Below are 17576 nucleotides of genomic sequence, written 5' to 3'. Positions count from 1 at the left end.
AGTTACTGCCTGCCGCTCGTACCCTGGTGCTTTAGCACCCGACCGATTGGGTTAATTCGGAATAGTTGGAAACTCGATGCGGATGGTGTAGCCGTGGATGATGTTCACAGGGTCACACCCGACCGATTGGGTTAATTCGGAATAGTTGGAAACCTTTGGGGCTGGAACAAGCAAAGTGCGTGAAAATCCATCGTACGCCCGACCGATTGGGTTAATTCGGAATAGTTGGAAACTGTAGGACATAATCACACACCATGACGCTCGTGGGATGGAACCAAACCCGACCGATTGGGTTAATTCGGAATAGTTGGAAACAGCTCGAAGTAAAAGTAACTGCTCTGAGAATCATCGTTACCCGACCGATTGGGTTAATTCGGAATAGTTGGAAACCGGAATGTAATAATCCATCGGCAGTTGCAGTAGAGCGTATGCCCGACCGATTGGGTTAATTCGGAATAGTTGGAAACTATTTCAGACTCTGAACCTTTATTCTTAATCTTCTGATTCCCGACCGATTGGGTTAATTCGGAATAGTTGGAAACGATAATCCATTTAAGGAGCATCTGCGGAAGATCTAATAAGAGAGTCCCGACCGATTGGGTTAATTCGGAATAGTTGGAAACACGCCGATAGAACCACCCGTTGCCTCGGGAGAAAGACCGCCCCGACCGATTGGGTTAATTCGGAATAGTTGGAAACCGCTCCCTCTCTAGGCTTGCCCTGAACACTTTTCCAAATCAAATCCCGACCGATTGGGTTAATTCGGAATAGTTGGAAACAATAAATGACCAAACACGCTGCGACCGCCGAGATAACAGAGATCCCCGACCGATTGGGTTAATTCGGAATAGTTGGAAACCGATACATATTCGTACCGAGAGAGTTTTCGGCCTGCTGAGCATTTATTATCTCCCCGACCGATTGGGTTAATTCGGAATAGTTGGAAACATCACCTGACAGGCGCGGTTGTAATAATAAATGCGATCAGCTACCCGACCGAATGGGTTAATGGCCCCCTAAATCCCCCAATTCTGGGGGACTTTCGATTCCTCCTCTTCTGTTTTGGGAAGGTGCGATCGCAGTTATCCAGCCCATGCTCAAGACTGCGATCTCGTTTTGAAATTGCACGTTTATTTGCGATCTCAGTTTTTGAGCACCTAAATATAACCATCAAAAAAGCTGATTCTCTTCCACCTGTTCCGCCATCCGCTTATCAATCCGATCTGGGCAATATTCCGCTGAAATATCGCAGAATCGGCACTCCTGAAAACTGGGGACTTTGCGGGGTGGTTCTGTACCGCTGAGCAGTGCGATCGCATCTCGCAACTGCGCCTTAAATTCCTCATTCACCTGCGTTGACGGAATATCAATCACGCTATCCGCATAAACTAATCGTCCCTCCAATCGCAGCCCCCGACACCGCTCCACACTCAGCGGTACCAGCAGCATATAGAGCAACACCTGATACAGGTCTGAATTTTTCGGCCTGCCCGTCTTGCAATCCTCTACCCAACCCTGATCCCCACAGATCGCCACAATATCCGGCTTCCCTGCCACCGTCACCGCAAACTGGCGTCCGGGCACCTCAAACCAGTTCTCCCCCTCCACATACACCGAATGTCCCTCTGCTTCCAGATCAGCCACCCGCTCATCTAGAAGCGCCCGATGCTTTGCCTTCCAACCTGCCGCGTCAAAATCACTCGGTAACTTCTCATAGGCATAGTGACTGCGGAACCAGGCTGACCAGTGACACTGCACCTCATCTGCCATCAGCTTTGATAACCACGTAATCCACACCGACGGAACCGATTTTGCTTGTAGAGGAGTCATAACGGTGGCAACAAGAATCTACGGCTTGATGAAACGGAACAAATGTTCCTATATCCAATTCAGCCAACACCGTAAAATTTCATCTTTCAATTTGGCAAGAAAAACTTGCCATTTGACAAGCACCGATCTTTATCGCCGACGTGGCCTTTTGTAATACATTTGCCGCAAAACCTGTAGATATTCGGGCTCCGTCTCAATCGTTGTCCAAATATGATGCGCTAACGCTAGTCGCTGCTGATGCCGCTCACTGGGAAATCTGCGGTGCTCCCCCTGAGAGAACCAATGGTTCACCGTTGTCAGCGAACAATCGCAAATATAAGCGAGTTCCTCTCGTGACACATCCCAGACCCGCAGAAACTCCTCAAGTTCCATTAATTCACTGTGCGCTAATTGCAGATAAAGCTGTAACGCCAACCAGTGTCTACGAGACGGAGTTCGGGGAGCAAGAGCCATGTCAATCAGCTTGTCATCATGACAAGTTTTAATATATTATGCTCTCAAGAATACAGTACTCTTGAACTGTTTCGATTAAGCTGAAGCATTCCCTCTCACGTTGCGCTGGTATATGCCATGAGCATCAAAACGATTCACTGCCGCCTCCTTGCTCCTGAACCCGTTCGCCGCCATTTATGGCATCTGATGGCTGAGTGCAATACGCCGCTCGTCAATGAATTGCTCAAGCAAGTCAACCAACATCCTGACTTTGAAACTTGGCAACGTCGAGGAACAATCCCCGAAAAAGCAGTCAAAGATCTCTGTGCTGCTCTCAAAGCAGACTATCCAGGCCAACCCGGACGAAGCTATGCCTCAGCAATCCAGATGGTGCAGTATACTTACGAGGCATGGCTTGCACTTCAGAAAAAGCAGCGTCTGCGCCTGGATGGTAAACAGCGATGGCTGAGCATTGTCAAAAGTGATGCTGAACTCATTGAACTCAGCCACTCTACCCTTGAAGTACTTCAGCAACGGGCACACGCTATTCTTGAGCAGCAGTCTGCTTCAACGACTGATAAAAGTCTTATATCCTGGCTATTTGACGCCTATGAGGAGACAGATGACCTGCTTCAGCAATGTGCGATCGCATATCTCATCAAGAACGGCGGCAAACTACCAAAACAAGCAGAAGACCCAGAAAAATTTGCCCATCGAATTCAACGCAAACAAAAAGAAATTGAGCAGCTTGAGCGGCAACTCAAAGCTCGCGTACCCAAAGGGCGAGACCTCAGTGGCGAAGAATTCACTGAAACCCTTCAGACCACTTGCCGACAAATTTCTAGAACAGTTGAACAAGCTCAAGACTGGCAAGCAAAGCTGTTAATCCGCCCCGTAGACCTTCCCTATCCCCTCATCTATGGCAGTGCCACCGATATACGCTGGGCTAAAACAGAGCAAGGCCGCATCAGCGTTAGCTTCAACGGGTTAGACAAATATCTAAAAAACGCTGATCCCGAGATCCAAGCCTGGTTTAAAGAGCATCAAGGATATCCGTTCAAGTTGTACTGTGACCAACGTCAACTTCACTTTTTTGAACGCTTCACTAACGATTGGCAAACCTATAGGCAAGATGACAAAAGCTATCCAGCCGGATTACTGACTCTTCGTTCTGCCATGTTGACGTGGAAACAAGGAGAAGGAAAGGGCGAACCGTGGCAAGTTCATCGCCTGGCGCTGCATTGCTCGTTTGACACTCGCTTGATGACCGCAGAAGGAACAGTAGAAGTGCAGCAAGAGAAAGCACAAAAGGCACTGAAGAGGCTAAGCTATGCCAACGCCGATCCCAGAAATCAATCGACCTTAAAACGACTGGAAAACATCCCAGCCCGTCCCAGCAAGCAGTCTTATCAAGGCAACCCTGAAATCGTCATTGGCCTGAGCATTGGCCTAGCTGATCCGGTGACAGTAGCAGTTATTAACGTCAGAACTGGTCAGACATTAACCTATCGCACACCTAAAACGTTGCTTGGCAAGCAATATCGACTCTTCAATCGGCATCGCCAGCAGCAACAGCAAAATGCGTTGAAACGCCATAAAAATCAGAAGCGAGGTATCGCCCACCAGCCATCGGAATCAGAACTGGGTCAGCAAGTTGATCGGCTGCTTGCTAAATCCATCGTCCAGCTCGCCCAACAATATCAGGCCAGCAGTATTGTCATTCCCAGTCTGAAAGGTTTGCGAGAACGCCTCTCTGCCGAAACTCAAGCGAGAGCCGAACAAGCTTGCCCAGGCTCAGTCGAAGCGCAAGCCAGATATGCTAGCCGCTTTCAAGTGACGATTCACCAATGGAGTTATAGCCGACTCATCGACAGTATCCAAACTAAAGCACAGCAAGCGGGTCTTGCCATTGAGTCTGGGTTTCAACCTGTGCAAGGGCATCCTAAAGAACAAGCCCGAGATATTGCGATCGCAGCCTACCATTCCAGGTTATCGGCGGCAGAATGAATCGCGATTTAGTACATTCGCACCTTGATAAGTTAATATTTCAACAGCGCCGCAGTTCAAGCTGATTCAGCCGCTGAACTGTGAAAAATGTGGGTCCGTTTGGTCGTTGTCAAACGACCGTGCTTTCCGACCCTATGGTTCTGTCCGCCTACCGACTGTCATCTTGGTGCAGATTTTCAATCCTTAGCTGAAGTCTGTATGGAGATGGGAAGCTTAATTTGTTGAGTGTCTTCTTCAAATGTAGCGCAGGTGCGCACCCAGCAGAGGTATGGTGAAGCTAGGGTTAAGCCCCAAAATTAAGGGGGTACAGGAACTTTTATCTAAATCTAGATTAAAGATACTGGAGTGGCAGTGCCAAATCGCCTCCGAACAAGGAGGAGTTCTCTATCATCAATTTTTGGCAAACCTAAGCGCAGTCGAAAAGCCCGGTAGGTTTGCCAAAATCTAAACTCCTTTACTGACACTGCTTTGATTGGTTTTGGGTTGCCAAAATCCTCTTCAACAGTCAAGTTATCTACTAGTTACAGACTGGTTTGCCAAAAACGGACTAGGAAGGCTGTCGGTACAAGAGTTTTGGAGCTCAGAGTCGCAATCGCTCTCTGAGCGATGTGCGAACTGAAAGGAGATCCACTGAATAGCGGATTTGACCATCTGTTGAGTCGCAATCGCTCTCTGAGCGATGTGCGAACTGAAAGAAGTCGGTATTCGCGTACAGCGACTATCAACCGATGGGTCGCAATCGCTCTCTGAGCGATGTGCGAACTGAAAGACACGGCTCACGTCAGGCTCATAATCTGAAGACATTGTCGCAATCGCTCTCTGAGCGATGTGCGAATTGAAAGACTGGCCAGCTGTGAGATCGCGATGTTGTCAGCAGAGTCGCAATCGCTCTCTGAGCGATGTGCGAACTGAAAGAAGTGTCCGCCTCTCTCAGAAAAGCTATATGTGAGTCGCAATCGCTCTCTGAGCGATGTGCGAACTGAAAGAAGTGTCCGCCTCTCTCAGAAAAGCTATATGTGAGTCGCAATCGCTCTCTGAGCGATGTGCGAACTGAAAGGCCTGCCGAAATTCAAGCTTTCCGCTGAGCCATCGAGTCGCAATCGCTCTCTGAGCGATGTGCGAACTGAAAGACGGAGGAAACCCAGGCTTGATTTCCAGCTTGATTGTCGCAATCGCTCTCTGAGCGATGTGCGAACTGAAAGATCTGATAGAGAACTGAAAGAGGCAGAGGTCTGCAAAACGAAATCCATATCGTTAAAAACGACATCAATCTGCAAATCTTGCATTTTCCCAAGTTTCCGACATTAATGTGCGAAACTTGCTCCAAAACAGAAAAAGTGCCGTAAAACGACACTAATCTGCGAATCGCGACATTTAAAGTGCGAATGTACAACAACAAAAGGCGGCACCCAGACTCGAACTGGGGATAAAGGTTTTGCAGACCTCTGCCTTACCACTTGGCTATGCCGCCATACCCTTCAGGTACACCAGTGTAGCAAACTTTTCGGCCAAATCAACAGGCTGATCTAAATTTTGCCAACAGATCGCTCTGGCATAGAGACTTTATGGAGAGCATAAGTCTTGGCGTGGCTACCGTTCCACAACGATTTATGCAGTAAAGTCTAAAAACAATTCGATATCGCGTCAGCAACCTGAAACTTGGAGATGCACTAGTCGCTGCTCGGTGATCAGTGCGTCTCTAGTTTTGTAGGCAGGCTTAGTATTGTGTCAAATAGACTTTATTGGAAATAAAGTTCTTGGGGTTGGAAATTGTTTTGTAGCGCGGCTCCGCCGTGCTACAAAACAATTTCCGATAAAGTCTAATAACAACAGTCCGGACAGTTTTTGGGAGAGTGCGAAGAAAGCTATCCACCGTGTAGAGTGCGAATGTACCTAACATGTCGCACCAATGGATAGCCTCAATCGGATTCTAACCGGTTTGCTGGAGACAGCAGGCCATTTGGTAAACCCCAACAACAGTTTTTGTTGACCTTGATGACCACAATTTTCGTGGTCTGTGGCAAGGTGAACTACGCCAACCTCAGTCGTTACAGTGACTTAAGCGAGCGAAGTTACCGTCGACACTTCGAACGGGGCATTGGCTTCGAAGGACTCAATCAAGCACTGATAGAACCATTAAGACGAGACGAGGCGGTTCAGGTCGCAGTGGTCGATTGCACCTTTATGGAAAAAAGTGGACGGCACACCTACGGTCTAGACCAGTTCTACAACGGTAAAACCCAGCGTCCAGAACGGGGCTTAGAACTGTCAGTGGTGGCGATTGTCGATCTGGAGCAGAATACAGGGTACACGCTGTCTGCCCAGCAAACCGAGGCAGACTTACCTCATTTGAGAGCGTCTTCGAAACAGGGAAAGGGCGCGAAGGGCAACCGGATTGACTTCTATCTGGGGCATCTGGCCTACTGCCTGACGTTCTTCCCCACTTGGATTCGCTACATTGTCGCCGACGGGTTTTACAGCAAGTACAAGTGGGTCACTGGCGTGGTGCAACTCGGGTTTCATGCGATTGGCAAACTGCGCTGTGATGCCAACCTCAAGTTCCTCTATGAGGGGCCATACCAAGGGCGAGGTGCTCCTCGACGCTTTGACGGCAAGGTCAACCTGCAAGACCACCGACGATTTCAGTTGGTCAAACGCTTGGACGATGGAGTTTATCTTTATACCGCCATCGTTTGGTCGGTCAGCCTCAAGCGCAACATCCGGTTGGCCTATCTGCTCAAAGAGCATCGGGGTCGCCGCAGTTATGTCGTGCTGTTTTCTACCGACCTCAACATTGACCCGTTCCTCCTTTACCGGTGCTACACGGCCCGATTTCAGATTGAATTTATTTTCCGTGATGCTCGTCAGTTTACCGGGTTAGTGGACTGTCAAGCTCGCTCTGCCGAAGCGATAGACACCCATGTCAATGCCAGTTTGATGGCACTGAACCTGGCTAAAGTCGCGTTGCAAAACAACCAGAAAGACGATGATTCGCTGAGCTTCTCGCTCGCCTCTTTCAAACGACTGGCCCTCAACCAACATCTTTTAGACCGATTTATTGACCAGTTTGACTTGGAGCCGACTTTAATTAAATCCCATCCTAATTACCAAAAGCTGCTTGATTACGGGGCGATAGTCTCCTAAATCTGTCCGGAGTGTTGTAATAAGTGCTGCGGGTTGACAGACTATTAGGGGCTGTCATCAAATTTTCGACGAAATTACCTTCGTATGAGGATTCCAGCCCCTAGCCTGTTTGCTGGGGACGGGCGCGGTACGGCTGATTCCTTAAGGTTTCTAACTCTAATTGATGATGTGCCCTAGTCAGATGGCAGGGAGGTGGGGCGTACTTCTAGCTGTAAGGGTTTATCAGCGCGGATGATGTCAATCGTCACGGGTTCACCAATCTGACTGCCCTCAACTTCTTGCTGGACCTCAGACGCTTTTTGCACCGGAACATTGTTGACTTTGACAATGATGTCGCCGTCCTGTAATCCTGCTGCCTCTGCTGGAGTACCTGGCATGACTCGCACTATTAGCACGCCTTCATCTTGATTGATTTTGAAGCCAATTTCCGGATCGCTATTAATGCGATCGCGCAATTCAGACGACAGGTCATACATCTGAATGCCTAGATATGGATGCTGAACTTCACCGGATTCAAAAAGCTGTTCTGAAATGCGCAGTGCCGTTTCAATTGGAATTGCAAAGCCCAATCCCTGTGCATCAGCGCGAATAGCCGTATTGATACCAACGACTTCGCCTCGGTCGTTCAGCAGCGGGCCGCCGGAATTGCCTGGATTAATGGCTGCATCGGTCTGAATAAACTGCACCCGTTTGTCGGGAATGCCAATTTGCGAACTCGAACGGCCCAGAGCGCTAATGATGCCAGCCGTAACGGTATTGTCGAGGCCAAGGGGATTACCAATGGCGATCGCCCATTGCCCCGGCGTTAAATCTTCAGATCGACCGATGCTTACATTCGGCAAGTTGGTAGCTTCAATTTGAATCGCGGCTACGTCTGTCACGGAATCGGCCCCGATAACTCGTCCTTCAAATGTGCGACCGTCTTTGAGCGTCACTGTCACAGTTTCAGCGCCTTCAACCACATGGGCATTGGTGATAATCTGCCCGTTTTGGTTGAGAATGAAGCCCGAGCCCGTTCCCTGCTCCACCCGCTCTTGAGGAATATTCGGGATTTCATCACCAAAAAAGCGGCGAAAGATGGGATTTTCAAACGCATCTGGTATTTGTCGCGCGACCGTCCGCGAGGCATCAATCCGCACTACGGATGGGCCAACTTTTTCGACGGCGTCTGCGATAAAGTTTGGGTTCGTAGGTGCGATCGCAACTGCTGTTTGTGCTGGTTCACGATTCGACTTAGGTTCTAGAGCTGCCGGAACGGTGGATGCAGGAGATTCGATGGCGCGCTCAGCGTTGCGATTGAAATATTGATGGCTGGCCCAGCCTGCTCCACTGCCAATCGCTAAAAAGGCCGCATAGAGTCCAAGCTGTTTCACTGATAAGCCCATAATATTTGCCGCTGAGTTACTGCCGATGCTGATAGGTTTTAGTCTAATGTAGCTAAAACTTGAATTAACTGGTTCATTTTTGGACTTTGATTGGATTTTGAATTGAGTTCTACCTGTCCTGATCGGTGATCCAGGAGATGAAGGTGAGATTAAGGGTCGCGCAATTTGGGACATCCTATCTCTCTGGGGCTTTCATTGCGATCGCACAATTCGGTACAGTTGGCAGACAGGAGTTAGGCATCAGGTAGGCATCGGTATGAGTAAGCGTTCTTTAGATCAGGACATGGAAGGAACGTCGATTCATTCCACCCCAGACCGTCACCATACAGATTCACATGCAGAGTCATTGTGGGCTAAGGTGCAGGCGCAATCGGAGCATGGACTGCGCTGTGGGGCATTGCAGCCGTTAGAAACGCGCTACGAAATCGTCGAGCAGGACAACATTCCCTTTGTGGTGTACGTGCTGAAAAACCTCCAGCGCAAGGCGAAAGAGACGGAAAAGCGGGATGAAAATTTTGATCCATTCTTACCCCCTGATCCGGATTTATTGGTCACTCACTTATCTAACACTCATGCCTGTGTGCTGAATAAGTTCAACGTGGTCGATCATCATTTGCTAGTGGTGACCCGCGAGTTTGAGGAACAGCTTAATTTACTGAATGCCCAGGATTTTGCGGCGCTGTGGCAGTGTATGCGCCCCATTGATGGTTTGGCTTTTTACAATGCGGGGCAGCAGGCGGGGGCCAGCCAGCGACATAAGCATCTGCAACTGATTCCGTTTCCACTGATGCCCAATGGTGAGAAGTTACCCGTTGCAACCGTGATGCAGCAGGTGGAGTTCACTAACGGTATCGGTACGCTGCCTGTGTTCGATTTTCAGCATGCGATCGCATCTCTTCCTTCCTTTTCTGATCTTTGCCAACAATCCGACACTGAAGCAGGCGAAATTCTCGAAACCCATTACCATCAGCTTCTTCACCATTTACGATTAACTGCAAACGCTGAACCCCCAATCTACAATTTGCTGATCACCCGCGCGTGGATGATGGTGATTCCGCGATCGCAGGAAAAGGTAAATGGCATTTCACTCAATTCACTGGCCTATGCTGGCACGCTGCTGGTAAAGGATACAGCACAACTGGAGCAGCTCAAGCAGATGCGACCGATGACGCTGCTGAATCAAGCCGCTGTTCATTAGCCGCCCCGTAGCCTCGCAAGGTGGGCAGCGCTCACTATCTTCGTGGGATTATCGTGGGATTGATGAGTTAGGGCTGGTGGACAGTGCCCACCCTACGGGAGATTGTGCTCAACTCCTTTGCTTCCTTTTCCCCTGCTGCTTATAAAATTAGGGTTATTGTCATCAGGTTAATTCCGTGACTCAGAGCCATTCCAATCCCAATGACTATCGCGCCGAAGTTCGCTGGGTATTGACGTGGACATTGGCACTGAATGTGCTGGTTGTTTTGCTCAAGTCCGTCGTGGGCTGGTGGACGGGTTCGCTCAGCTTACTGGCCGATGCCCTCCACAGCGTTACGGACAGCGCCAACAATGTCCTAGGCTTAATTACGAATCAAATCGCCTCGCCCGAACCGGATCGCGATCATCCCTATGGGCATCAAAAGTATGAAGCAGTCGGTGCGTTGGGTATTGCTGCATTTTTGGGCATTGCCTGCTTTGAAATTCTCAAGGGAGCAGTAGATCGGCTGATTCAGGGCGGTGGTGAGGTGGAAATGTCGGCTCCAGCCCTGTGGATCATGCTGCTGGTGCTGGGGATTAATATTTTCGTGGCGTTCTATGAGCGACGGATTGGCAATCGACTGGGCAGCAAGATTTTGATCGCTGATGCTTACCATACGATGAGCGACATTTGGATCACGATCACTGTTCTAGGTGGCTTAATTGGCGTGTGGGCGGGTTTTCAGTGGTTGGATATTGTGCTGGCGTTTCCGGTGGCAATTCTGGTCTTTCGCAGCGGTTGGGAAGTGCTGAAATCGAATTTGCCCTGGCTGGTGGATGAAATGGCGATCGCACCTGAGGCCATTTACGAAACCGTGATGCAGGTGTCGGGAGTTATCAACTGTCACGACATTGCCTCTCGTGGCCTGCTGGGGCGGCAAATTTTTATCGACATGCACCTGATCGTGGCCGCGCGGGATGTCGCTACAGCCCATGAAATTACAGAAGCAGTGGAAGAAAAGCTAGAAGCGAAGTACGGGCCAGTCCGCTGCACCATTCACGTGGAACCACCTGCTTACAAATCTGAACAGATTAGCTATGGCAATGCAGTATCAAATGATCCCCACAACGGCTTATAGTGGAGTTGCTGCGAATTCTTAAGCAATCGTGAAAGCAATTACGCTCCTTGGCTCAACCGGATCTATTGGTACACAAACGCTCGACATTGTTGAACACCATCCCGACCAGTTTCGGCTAGTGGGTTTAGCGGCCCGCAGTAACGTCGAGCTACTGGCTCAGCAAGTCCGCCAGTTTCGCCCCGAAATCGTCGCCATTTGCGATCGCACCAAGTTTGACGAGTTGAAAACTGCGATCGCAGATCTCGATCCACAGCCGATCTGCTTTGCTGGAGAAGAAGGCGTCATCGAAGTGGCGCGCTATGGAGATGCGGAATCGGTGGTGACCGGGATTGTCGGTTGCGCCGGATTATTGCCCACGATTGCCGCGATTGAGGCCGGCAAAGATATTGCCCTGGCCAATAAGGAAACGCTGATTGCGGGTGGCCCGGTTGTCTTGCCGCTAGTGGAGCAGCACAACGTCAAGCTGCTGCCTGCTGACTCAGAGCACTCAGCCATTTTCCAGTGTTTGCAGGGTGTGCCTGAAGGGGGACTGCGGCGCATTTTGCTGACCGCATCCGGCGGCGCGTTTCGCGATTGGCCCGTGGAGAAGTTGAGCACCGTCAAGGTATCCGATGCACTGAAGCATCCCAATTGGTCAATGGGCCGCAAGATTACGGTAGACTCGGCCACGCTGATGAATAAAGGGCTAGAAGTGATCGAAGCCCACTACCTGTTCGGCATGGATTACGACCACATCGACATCGTGATCCATCCCCAGAGCATTATTCACTCGCTGATTGAGCTACAGGATACGTCGGTATTAGCGCAGCTTGGCTGGCCGGATATGCGGTTGCCGCTGCTTTATGCGCTCTCCTGGCCGGAGCGGATTTATACCGATTGGGAACCGTTGGATCTGGTGAAAGCGGGCGATTTGACCTTCCGCGAACCGGATCACAACAAGTATCCCTGTATGAATTTGGCCTATGCAGCAGGTCGAGCGGGTGGCTCCATGCCTGCGGTGCTCAATGCCGCCAATGAGAAAGCTGTAGAGCTGTTCCTGGACGAGAAAATTCAGTTCCTCGACATTCCCCGCCTGATTGAACAAGTTTGCGATCGCCACCAGTCCGACAACAAGGCACAGCCAAGCTTGGATGATATTCTCGCGGCTGATCAGTGGGCACGGCAAACGGCTTTGACGGTCAGCGAATCGCTAGACAGCAGTTCCTACGTCAGCCTCCGCTAAACATGCTCTTACGCAAAACATCCGCGACCCAAACGTTGGTTGGTAATATCAAGACCGGGGGAGTGCCTCTCCGGGGAACTCCCTCGGTCTTGATGTTACGAGTTGAACTACGTTTAGCTACTTATCGATAAACAATTGACATGGAATGGCACGTGACGGATGCTCAGAGCTTGCGAATTATTGATCGTGAAATTGGCGAACACACCTTTTCTCCATCGGAGTACGAAATTGTCCGACGAGTGATCTATGCAACGGCTGACTTTGAATACAAGTCGCTGGTGCGGTTCTCGGATCAGGCTCTACAGGCCGGAGCAGCGGCGCTAGCTGCCCGCAGTACGATTGTGGTGGATGTGCCGATGGTGCAGGTCGGCATTGCCCAGCGCATTCAAGACACGTTCGCCAATCCGATTTACTGTAGCCTGGATGCTCTCACCCGTCCCCAGCGCCGCAAAACCCGCGCCGCTTGGGGTACAGAGACTCTAGCTCGCCGCTATCCCGAAGGTGTTTTTGTCGTCGGAGAAGCCCAGACCGCGCTAGAGTCCCTGGCCAACTTGATTGAATCTGGTGAGATTCGTCCCGCGCTAGTAATTGCCACACCTGCTGGATTTATCAACACCGAGCAGGCTAAACAGCGGCTGCAAGACCATCTGATTCCGCATATTCGCATTGAAGGTCGCAAAGGTAGCTCTGTTGTTGCTGCCGCCATTGTCAATGGCCTAGTGGATCTGGCATGGCAAGCCTACGGGCATGAGCGGAAAAGTCCTTGAATCATAACTTCCAGAAAGGCGATCTGGCCGCCGCATGCGGCGGCCAGATCGCCTTTTGAGGCTTTTAACTTAGGCGAAATTAGGCAAAACTCTGCACTTGGCTCAGCATTCGCTCTACCCAGGCTGCGTCAAAAATGATGCTGTAAATGCGGTTGTGGGCGACTAAATAGCCCTCCTGCTGGATTACCAGCCCCGACAGCAACAGCTCCATTTGACCGGGATAATCGGAAACATGAAGGCTTTCCTGCTGGAGAATGCGACGATAAAGTTCAAGCTGCTGGGCCGCTTGTGGACTGGACAAAATGCGATCGCGGATTGTCCGCAAATGTTCAGGCTCATCATTCAGCTCCCAGTTTTTGATAATCTGCTCCTGCACTAGGTCGCTGATCCACTCCTGTTCATGATTGGCCGAGATTGTGACGTGGGAACTGCGAATTAGCTTACAAATTTTCTGCGTTAAAAACGGCTGACCGTTTGTCCAATACAGAATTTCCCGCAGCACCGCCTGTGGATTCGCCACCTTTTCCGCCAAACCATAAAGCAGCGGCTGGGCCTCGTGGATTTGGAAATCTTTAAGCTGAATCGCCTCACCAATATTAAACGGGGTGCGGGCTTTATCATGAATCAACTGCGACGGGGTTGCGACGCCAAACAGGGCAAAGGTCAACCGCTGATAATTGGCATCATCCGCCCGCTTGTTGTAGCAGGATCGCAGCAGGACAAAAAAGTCATCAATCTCAAAATCAAGATTAATCACGCTGTCAATTTCGTCAATGAAAATCACAATTTTTTGGCTAATTTGCCCCAGCAGCACCTGATGAATAAACTCACCCAGTCGCTGCACGGGCGACAGCAATTCGCGATCGCGCCACCACTGGCGAATATCCACTTGACCTAACAGGTCAAAATTGGTTGCCAGCGTATACAAAAATCCGGCATACCACTGCTCCGGAGAGAGCCGCCGATTACCAATCTCGGAAATATCAATTGCCGCACAGGCAAACCCTTCCGCCTCTAACCGCCGCATCATCTGCACCCGCAGGCTCGATTTACCCATCTGCCGCGCATTCAGCACATAGCAAAACTTACCCTGCTTTAGTCCTGCATATAAATAGCGATCGGCCTGTCGCACCACGTAGGTCGGCGCATCCAGCGGTAAACTGCCGCCCACCTGATAATCGAACTGTTCCGCCGCTTCATCACTCCGCAGCAGCGCATTTTCAATCATCAGTTCCGCTTGGGTCGCCTTGAGGATTTGCAGCGTTTCTGACAACTTGCGAGTCCGTTCCTCTACCCGCTCTTCCAAAATTTCTTTCTGCCGCCGCTGATCGGTGATGTCGGCGATAATGCCCTCGTAGTAGAGCAGGTGGCCGTCTTCACTTTGTACAGCCCGCGTATTCTCTTCAACCCAAATAATTGAACCATCTTTGCGATAGCTCTGATACACCAGATTTTTGACCTCGCCATATTGCGTCATCCGGCGCTGAAACTCTTCCTGATCTGCCGGATCAACATAAATTTGCTGCTCAATATTATCAACGCTATCGATCATCTCCTGCGGTGAAGCGTAACCATAAATGCGCGCCATCGCTGGATTGATCCGAATAAAACTGCCGCTGGGTGTGGACTGAAAGATACCTTCCAGCGCATTCTCAAAAATGCCCCGATAGTTTTGTTCCGCGATCCGTAACGCCGCTTCCGCTCGCTTCTGTTCGGAGATGTTGCGGATAATCATCAGCACCTCATCTTCACCTGTCACCACCATCCGCACTTCTTCGTACTGGACGTGACCGTCAATATTGAGCTGCTGCTCATAGACCTGCATCGCCCCGGTTTCTAATGTGCGCTGAATGTAGTGCATCCGTCGCTGCGCCTCGACGGGCGGCAGAGAATCATAGACGCTGCTATTGACTTGGAAATCTGGGCTGTCATGAATCGAGAGGCGGTTACGTCCCTGAATTTCGCGATAGATGCCATCATGACTGACGCGAATCAGTAAATCAGGCATAGCCATAATCAATGCCCGCTGGTTTGCCTCACTCAGCCGCAAAGCATTCTCCGCTTTCAACCGCTCGGTAATGTCGATGCCTGCGCCAACTAGAAACGCTTTGCCATCAATCATCATGGAGCGACCCGTGACAAAGTAAGGAATAATGTCCCCAGCTTTCGTCAGCAGATGCGTTTCAGCGACCGCTCCCTCTTCCGTAAAGGCCTGTTGAAAACGGCGCGCAATCAGATCGCGTTCGAACTCGGCCACTGTATCCAGCACGTGTACAGGGTTTGTTGCCAGCTCAGTCTGGGAATAGCCTAGAACTTTCGTAAATAGCTTGTTCCAGCGAATTAAGTAGCCGTTTTCATCATAGAGATAGAAAATACCGGGCATGCTGTCGATGATGTTGTCAGATACCTGTTTTTCCCGGCGCACCTCGGCCTCGGCCTGTTTGCGATCGGTGATATCCCGCACAATTACCAACACTTCATCTTCATTCAGGGGAATTAAGCGAGCTTCGTCAAACTGGTGCTGACCATCAACCTCAATCTCGTATTCATAGATCTGTAGCTCATTCGTTTCTAATGCCCGCTGCACATAGTGCATGCGCTCGTCAGCATTCGCTTTTGGCATCGTGTCGTAAATGCTGATGCCAACCTGCATGGAATCTTCATTCAGAGTTTTTGTCGTGCGGCCTGGATTGAAGCCGGAATAAGTTCCATCCCGCCGAATCCGCAGCAGTAAGTCAGGAATGGCACTCACGATGGCTTGGTTTGTTGCCTGAGCCTGCCGTAAATCTTCTTGAGCCTGTCGCTCTTCGGTAATGTTGATGCCGACAATCACAATCGCTTTGCCCTGCTGGTATTTCTGAGCCGCCAGCAGGTAGTAAAACACCTGGTCGCCAACAGGAATAGGAATTTTGTCAATAGCAGAGTTTTCGTTGCTGTCTAAAAACCGCTGAATAAATTTGACATAGTTTGGACTATTCCCCACAATGCCCACTCGTTGTCCCACCATATCTTCTGGATCGAGATTGAGGGTACGGGCCAAGTGGGAGTTAATACCCAAGTAAACCCCATCGGATGAGATCCAGGAAATTGGCCCCGGCACAGCATCTAAAACCGCTTCTAGCTGATCTTTTGCTTCCGCTAACTGGTTTTTGGTCGCTTCTAGATCGGCATTCCGCGCCTCTAGCGCCATAAATGAATCCTGTAGCTGGCTGGCCATTTGGTTAAACGATTGGGCTAGGCCACTGAGTTCGTGGGTGCGCTGCACATCGACCGACTCATTCCAGCGGCCCAGGGCAATTTTCTTGGCCGCCTCGTTTAAGCGCGAAATGGGGCGGGTAATCCATTGAGCCGTCAGTGCGCCAATTGTAATCGCCACCAGCATGGCGACAAAGTAGAGGATTGCCGTTTGCCGCGCGCCATCTTGAATGCGGCCCATGAAGTCGGCTTCGGGAATGACAACGACAATCAGCCAGTCAATGCCACGGTTGTCATCAAACGGCACGACCTGAACAAACTGCTGTTCGCCATCTAAATCGAATTCCAGTTGCTGAGGCTGATGAATATGGGTCAGTCCTAGGGCGCTGGCGTTGAGATAAGCTGCGGTGCCGCTGATCAACGGGTCACTGCTGTCTATGGCTGCACGATATTCAAAATCGTTCTCATCACTGACTGCCACGATGTCTTCGTCAGTAGACGTGGCGACCAGATTGCCGGAGCGATCCATGATAAATGTTTGACCGGATTCGCCCACCTTTAGCGATCGCAAAAATTCGCTCATTTCCTTCGGCAGGACAAAATCGGTTGCACAGACCCCCAGCACTTGTTTGCTGCCCAATTCGTACACGGGATAACTGGCGGTCAGAGTGGGTAACAGACTATCAAAGTCAAGATAAATTTCGCCCCAGGTCGCGCCCCCTTTGCTTTTTGCTGCTTTGTACCAAGGACGCTGGCGAGCATCATAGGGCTTTTCCCAAATGTCTTTCAAAAACGTACGTTCCCCAGTGCTGCTGAGGGCGTAGTAGTACCCAAAATAGTTAGTTGATTGGTTGTAGATCTGGAGCTGGGGCATTTTGTCCCCTTCGCGTTGACCCACGCCCAGCAGCGAACCGTCTTTTTCTAGGCCACAGTAAATTAAGTTGGTGTTGGGATAGATTTTGGCCTGCTCCCACAGTTGATTAAACCCTTCACCATTGGCCACGTCTAGATCGCCATTGAGCAACGCACTGGCATTAATTCGGTTAATCGCGTGGGGCACTTCAACATAGGAAAAAAGCTGTTGCTGAATCCGAGCTGAGATTTCGGTGCGGAGCTGCGAGGACAAATCACGTACGGTGGCCTCACTATGCCGAAAAGAAATGTAGCCGACGAGACTAACCGTGACCGCCAACTGGGCGATAAACGGCACCACCAACACGGTTCGCATCGGAGCTTGCCGAATTGAAGTGAGCAGAGAAAACGTCAGGCGGCGCATAGG

10 protein-coding genes, 1 tRNA gene and 1 CRISPR repeat array (1 of these 12 only partly in view) are annotated in these 17576 nt (G+C 50.4%); of the genes, 6 read left to right on the top strand and 5 right to left on the bottom strand.

Annotated elements, in window-relative coordinates; all coding sequences use genetic code 11:
• Positions 1–948: a CRISPR direct-repeat array (repeat unit 36 nt; unit sequence CCCGACCGATTGGGTTAATTCGGAATAGTTGGAAAC) (it extends 2718 nt beyond the left edge of the window).
• 222 nt (positions 949–1170) lie between these two features.
• Together AC286M_RS17760 and AC286M_RS17755 are read right to left on the bottom strand one after the other, a co-directional pair.
• Positions 1171–1830 carry a CRISPR-associated protein Cas4 gene (locus AC286M_RS17760; RefSeq protein WP_488205658.1) on the bottom strand — a complete coding sequence of 220 codons (660 nt, stop codon included), beginning with the start codon at positions 1828–1830 and terminating at the stop codon, positions 1171–1173.
• A 129-nt stretch (positions 1831–1959) separates the two neighbouring features.
• Positions 1960–2283 (bottom strand): hypothetical protein, encoded by a 324-nt coding sequence (locus AC286M_RS17755; RefSeq protein ID WP_488205657.1) that lies wholly within the window; start codon positions 2281–2283, stop codon positions 1960–1962.
• 117 nt (positions 2284–2400) lie between these two features.
• On the opposite strand from AC286M_RS17755, the gene cas12k reads away from it, so the two are divergent.
• Positions 2401–4269 (top strand): type V CRISPR-associated protein Cas12k, encoded by a 1869-nt coding sequence (gene cas12k, locus AC286M_RS17750; protein ID WP_488205656.1) that lies wholly within the window; start codon positions 2401–2403, stop codon positions 4267–4269.
• Between the two features lie 1400 nt (positions 4270–5669).
• Here the strand turns inward: cas12k and AC286M_RS17745 are convergent.
• Positions 5670–5740, bottom strand: a tRNA-Cys gene (locus tag AC286M_RS17745).
• A gap of 524 nt (positions 5741–6264) precedes the next feature.
• Between AC286M_RS17745 and AC286M_RS17740 the strand changes: the two genes are divergently transcribed.
• Positions 6265–7413 carry a transposase gene (locus AC286M_RS17740; protein ID WP_488203420.1) on the top strand — a complete coding sequence of 383 codons (1149 nt, stop codon included), beginning with the start codon at positions 6265–6267 and terminating at the stop codon, positions 7411–7413.
• Between the two features lie 173 nt (positions 7414–7586).
• Here the strand turns inward: AC286M_RS17740 and AC286M_RS17735 are convergent, their stop codons facing one another.
• Positions 7587–8798, bottom strand: a complete 1212-nt coding sequence (locus AC286M_RS17735) for an HhoA/HhoB/HtrA family serine endopeptidase (protein ID WP_488205655.1) — start codon at positions 8796–8798, stop codon at positions 7587–7589.
• Positions 8799–9054: 256 nt separating this feature from the next.
• On the opposite strand from AC286M_RS17735, the gene AC286M_RS17730 reads away from it, so the two are divergent.
• From AC286M_RS17730 to AC286M_RS17715, 4 genes are all read left to right on the top strand, one after another.
• Entirely contained in the window at positions 9055–9996 is a 942-nt protein-coding gene (locus AC286M_RS17730; protein WP_488205654.1) for an ATP adenylyltransferase family protein, read from the top strand.
• A gap of 175 nt (positions 9997–10171) precedes the next feature.
• Positions 10172–11113, top strand: a complete 942-nt coding sequence (gene cdf31, locus AC286M_RS17725; protein WP_488205653.1) for a CDF family zinc efflux transporter Cdf31 — start codon at positions 10172–10174, stop codon at positions 11111–11113.
• 28 nt (positions 11114–11141) lie between these two features.
• Positions 11142–12335 carry a 1-deoxy-D-xylulose-5-phosphate reductoisomerase gene (dxr, locus tag AC286M_RS17720; RefSeq protein WP_488205652.1) on the top strand — a complete coding sequence of 398 codons (1194 nt, stop codon included), beginning with the start codon at positions 11142–11144 and terminating at the stop codon, positions 12333–12335.
• A gap of 140 nt (positions 12336–12475) precedes the next feature.
• A complete protein-coding gene (locus AC286M_RS17715) occupies positions 12476–13102 on the top strand; it encodes a precorrin-8X methylmutase (protein ID WP_488205651.1) in 627 nt (208 codons plus the stop codon).
• A 79-nt stretch (positions 13103–13181) separates the two neighbouring features.
• On the opposite strand, the gene AC286M_RS17710 is transcribed toward AC286M_RS17715, so the two are convergent.
• A complete protein-coding gene (locus tag AC286M_RS17710; protein ID WP_488205650.1) occupies positions 13182–17573 on the bottom strand; it encodes a PAS domain S-box protein in 4392 nt (1463 codons plus the stop codon).
• Positions 17574–17576 lie beyond the last annotated feature (3 nt).

The organism is Thainema salinarum CENA647, assembly GCF_057732415.1.
The sequence above is the reverse complement of the archived record's forward strand: the minus strand, read 5'-3'. Positions and strand labels throughout refer to the sequence as shown.

Excerpts from the sequence above, each read along its gene's own strand:
- AC286M_RS17760 (WP_488205658.1), bottom strand. The coding sequence starts at position 1,830 with ATGACTCCTCTACAAGCAAAATCGGTTCCGTCGGTGTGGATTACGTGG.
- AC286M_RS17755 (WP_488205657.1), bottom strand. The coding sequence starts at position 2,283 with ATGGCTCTTGCTCCCCGAACTCCGTCTCGTAGACACTGGTTGGCGTTA.
- cas12k (WP_488205656.1), top strand. The coding sequence starts at position 2,401 with ATGAGCATCAAAACGATTCACTGCCGCCTCCTTGCTCCTGAACCCGTT.
- AC286M_RS17740 (WP_488203420.1), top strand. The coding sequence starts at position 6,265 with ATGACCACAATTTTCGTGGTCTGTGGCAAGGTGAACTACGCCAACCTC.
- AC286M_RS17735 (WP_488205655.1), bottom strand. The coding sequence starts at position 8,798 with ATGGGCTTATCAGTGAAACAGCTTGGACTCTATGCGGCCTTTTTAGCG.
- AC286M_RS17730 (WP_488205654.1), top strand. The coding sequence starts at position 9,055 with ATGAGTAAGCGTTCTTTAGATCAGGACATGGAAGGAACGTCGATTCAT.
- AC286M_RS17715 (WP_488205651.1), top strand. The coding sequence starts at position 12,476 with ATGGAATGGCACGTGACGGATGCTCAGAGCTTGCGAATTATTGATCGT.
- AC286M_RS17710 (WP_488205650.1), bottom strand. The coding sequence starts at position 17,573 with ATGCGCCGCCTGACGTTTTCTCTGCTCACTTCAATTCGGCAAGCTCCG.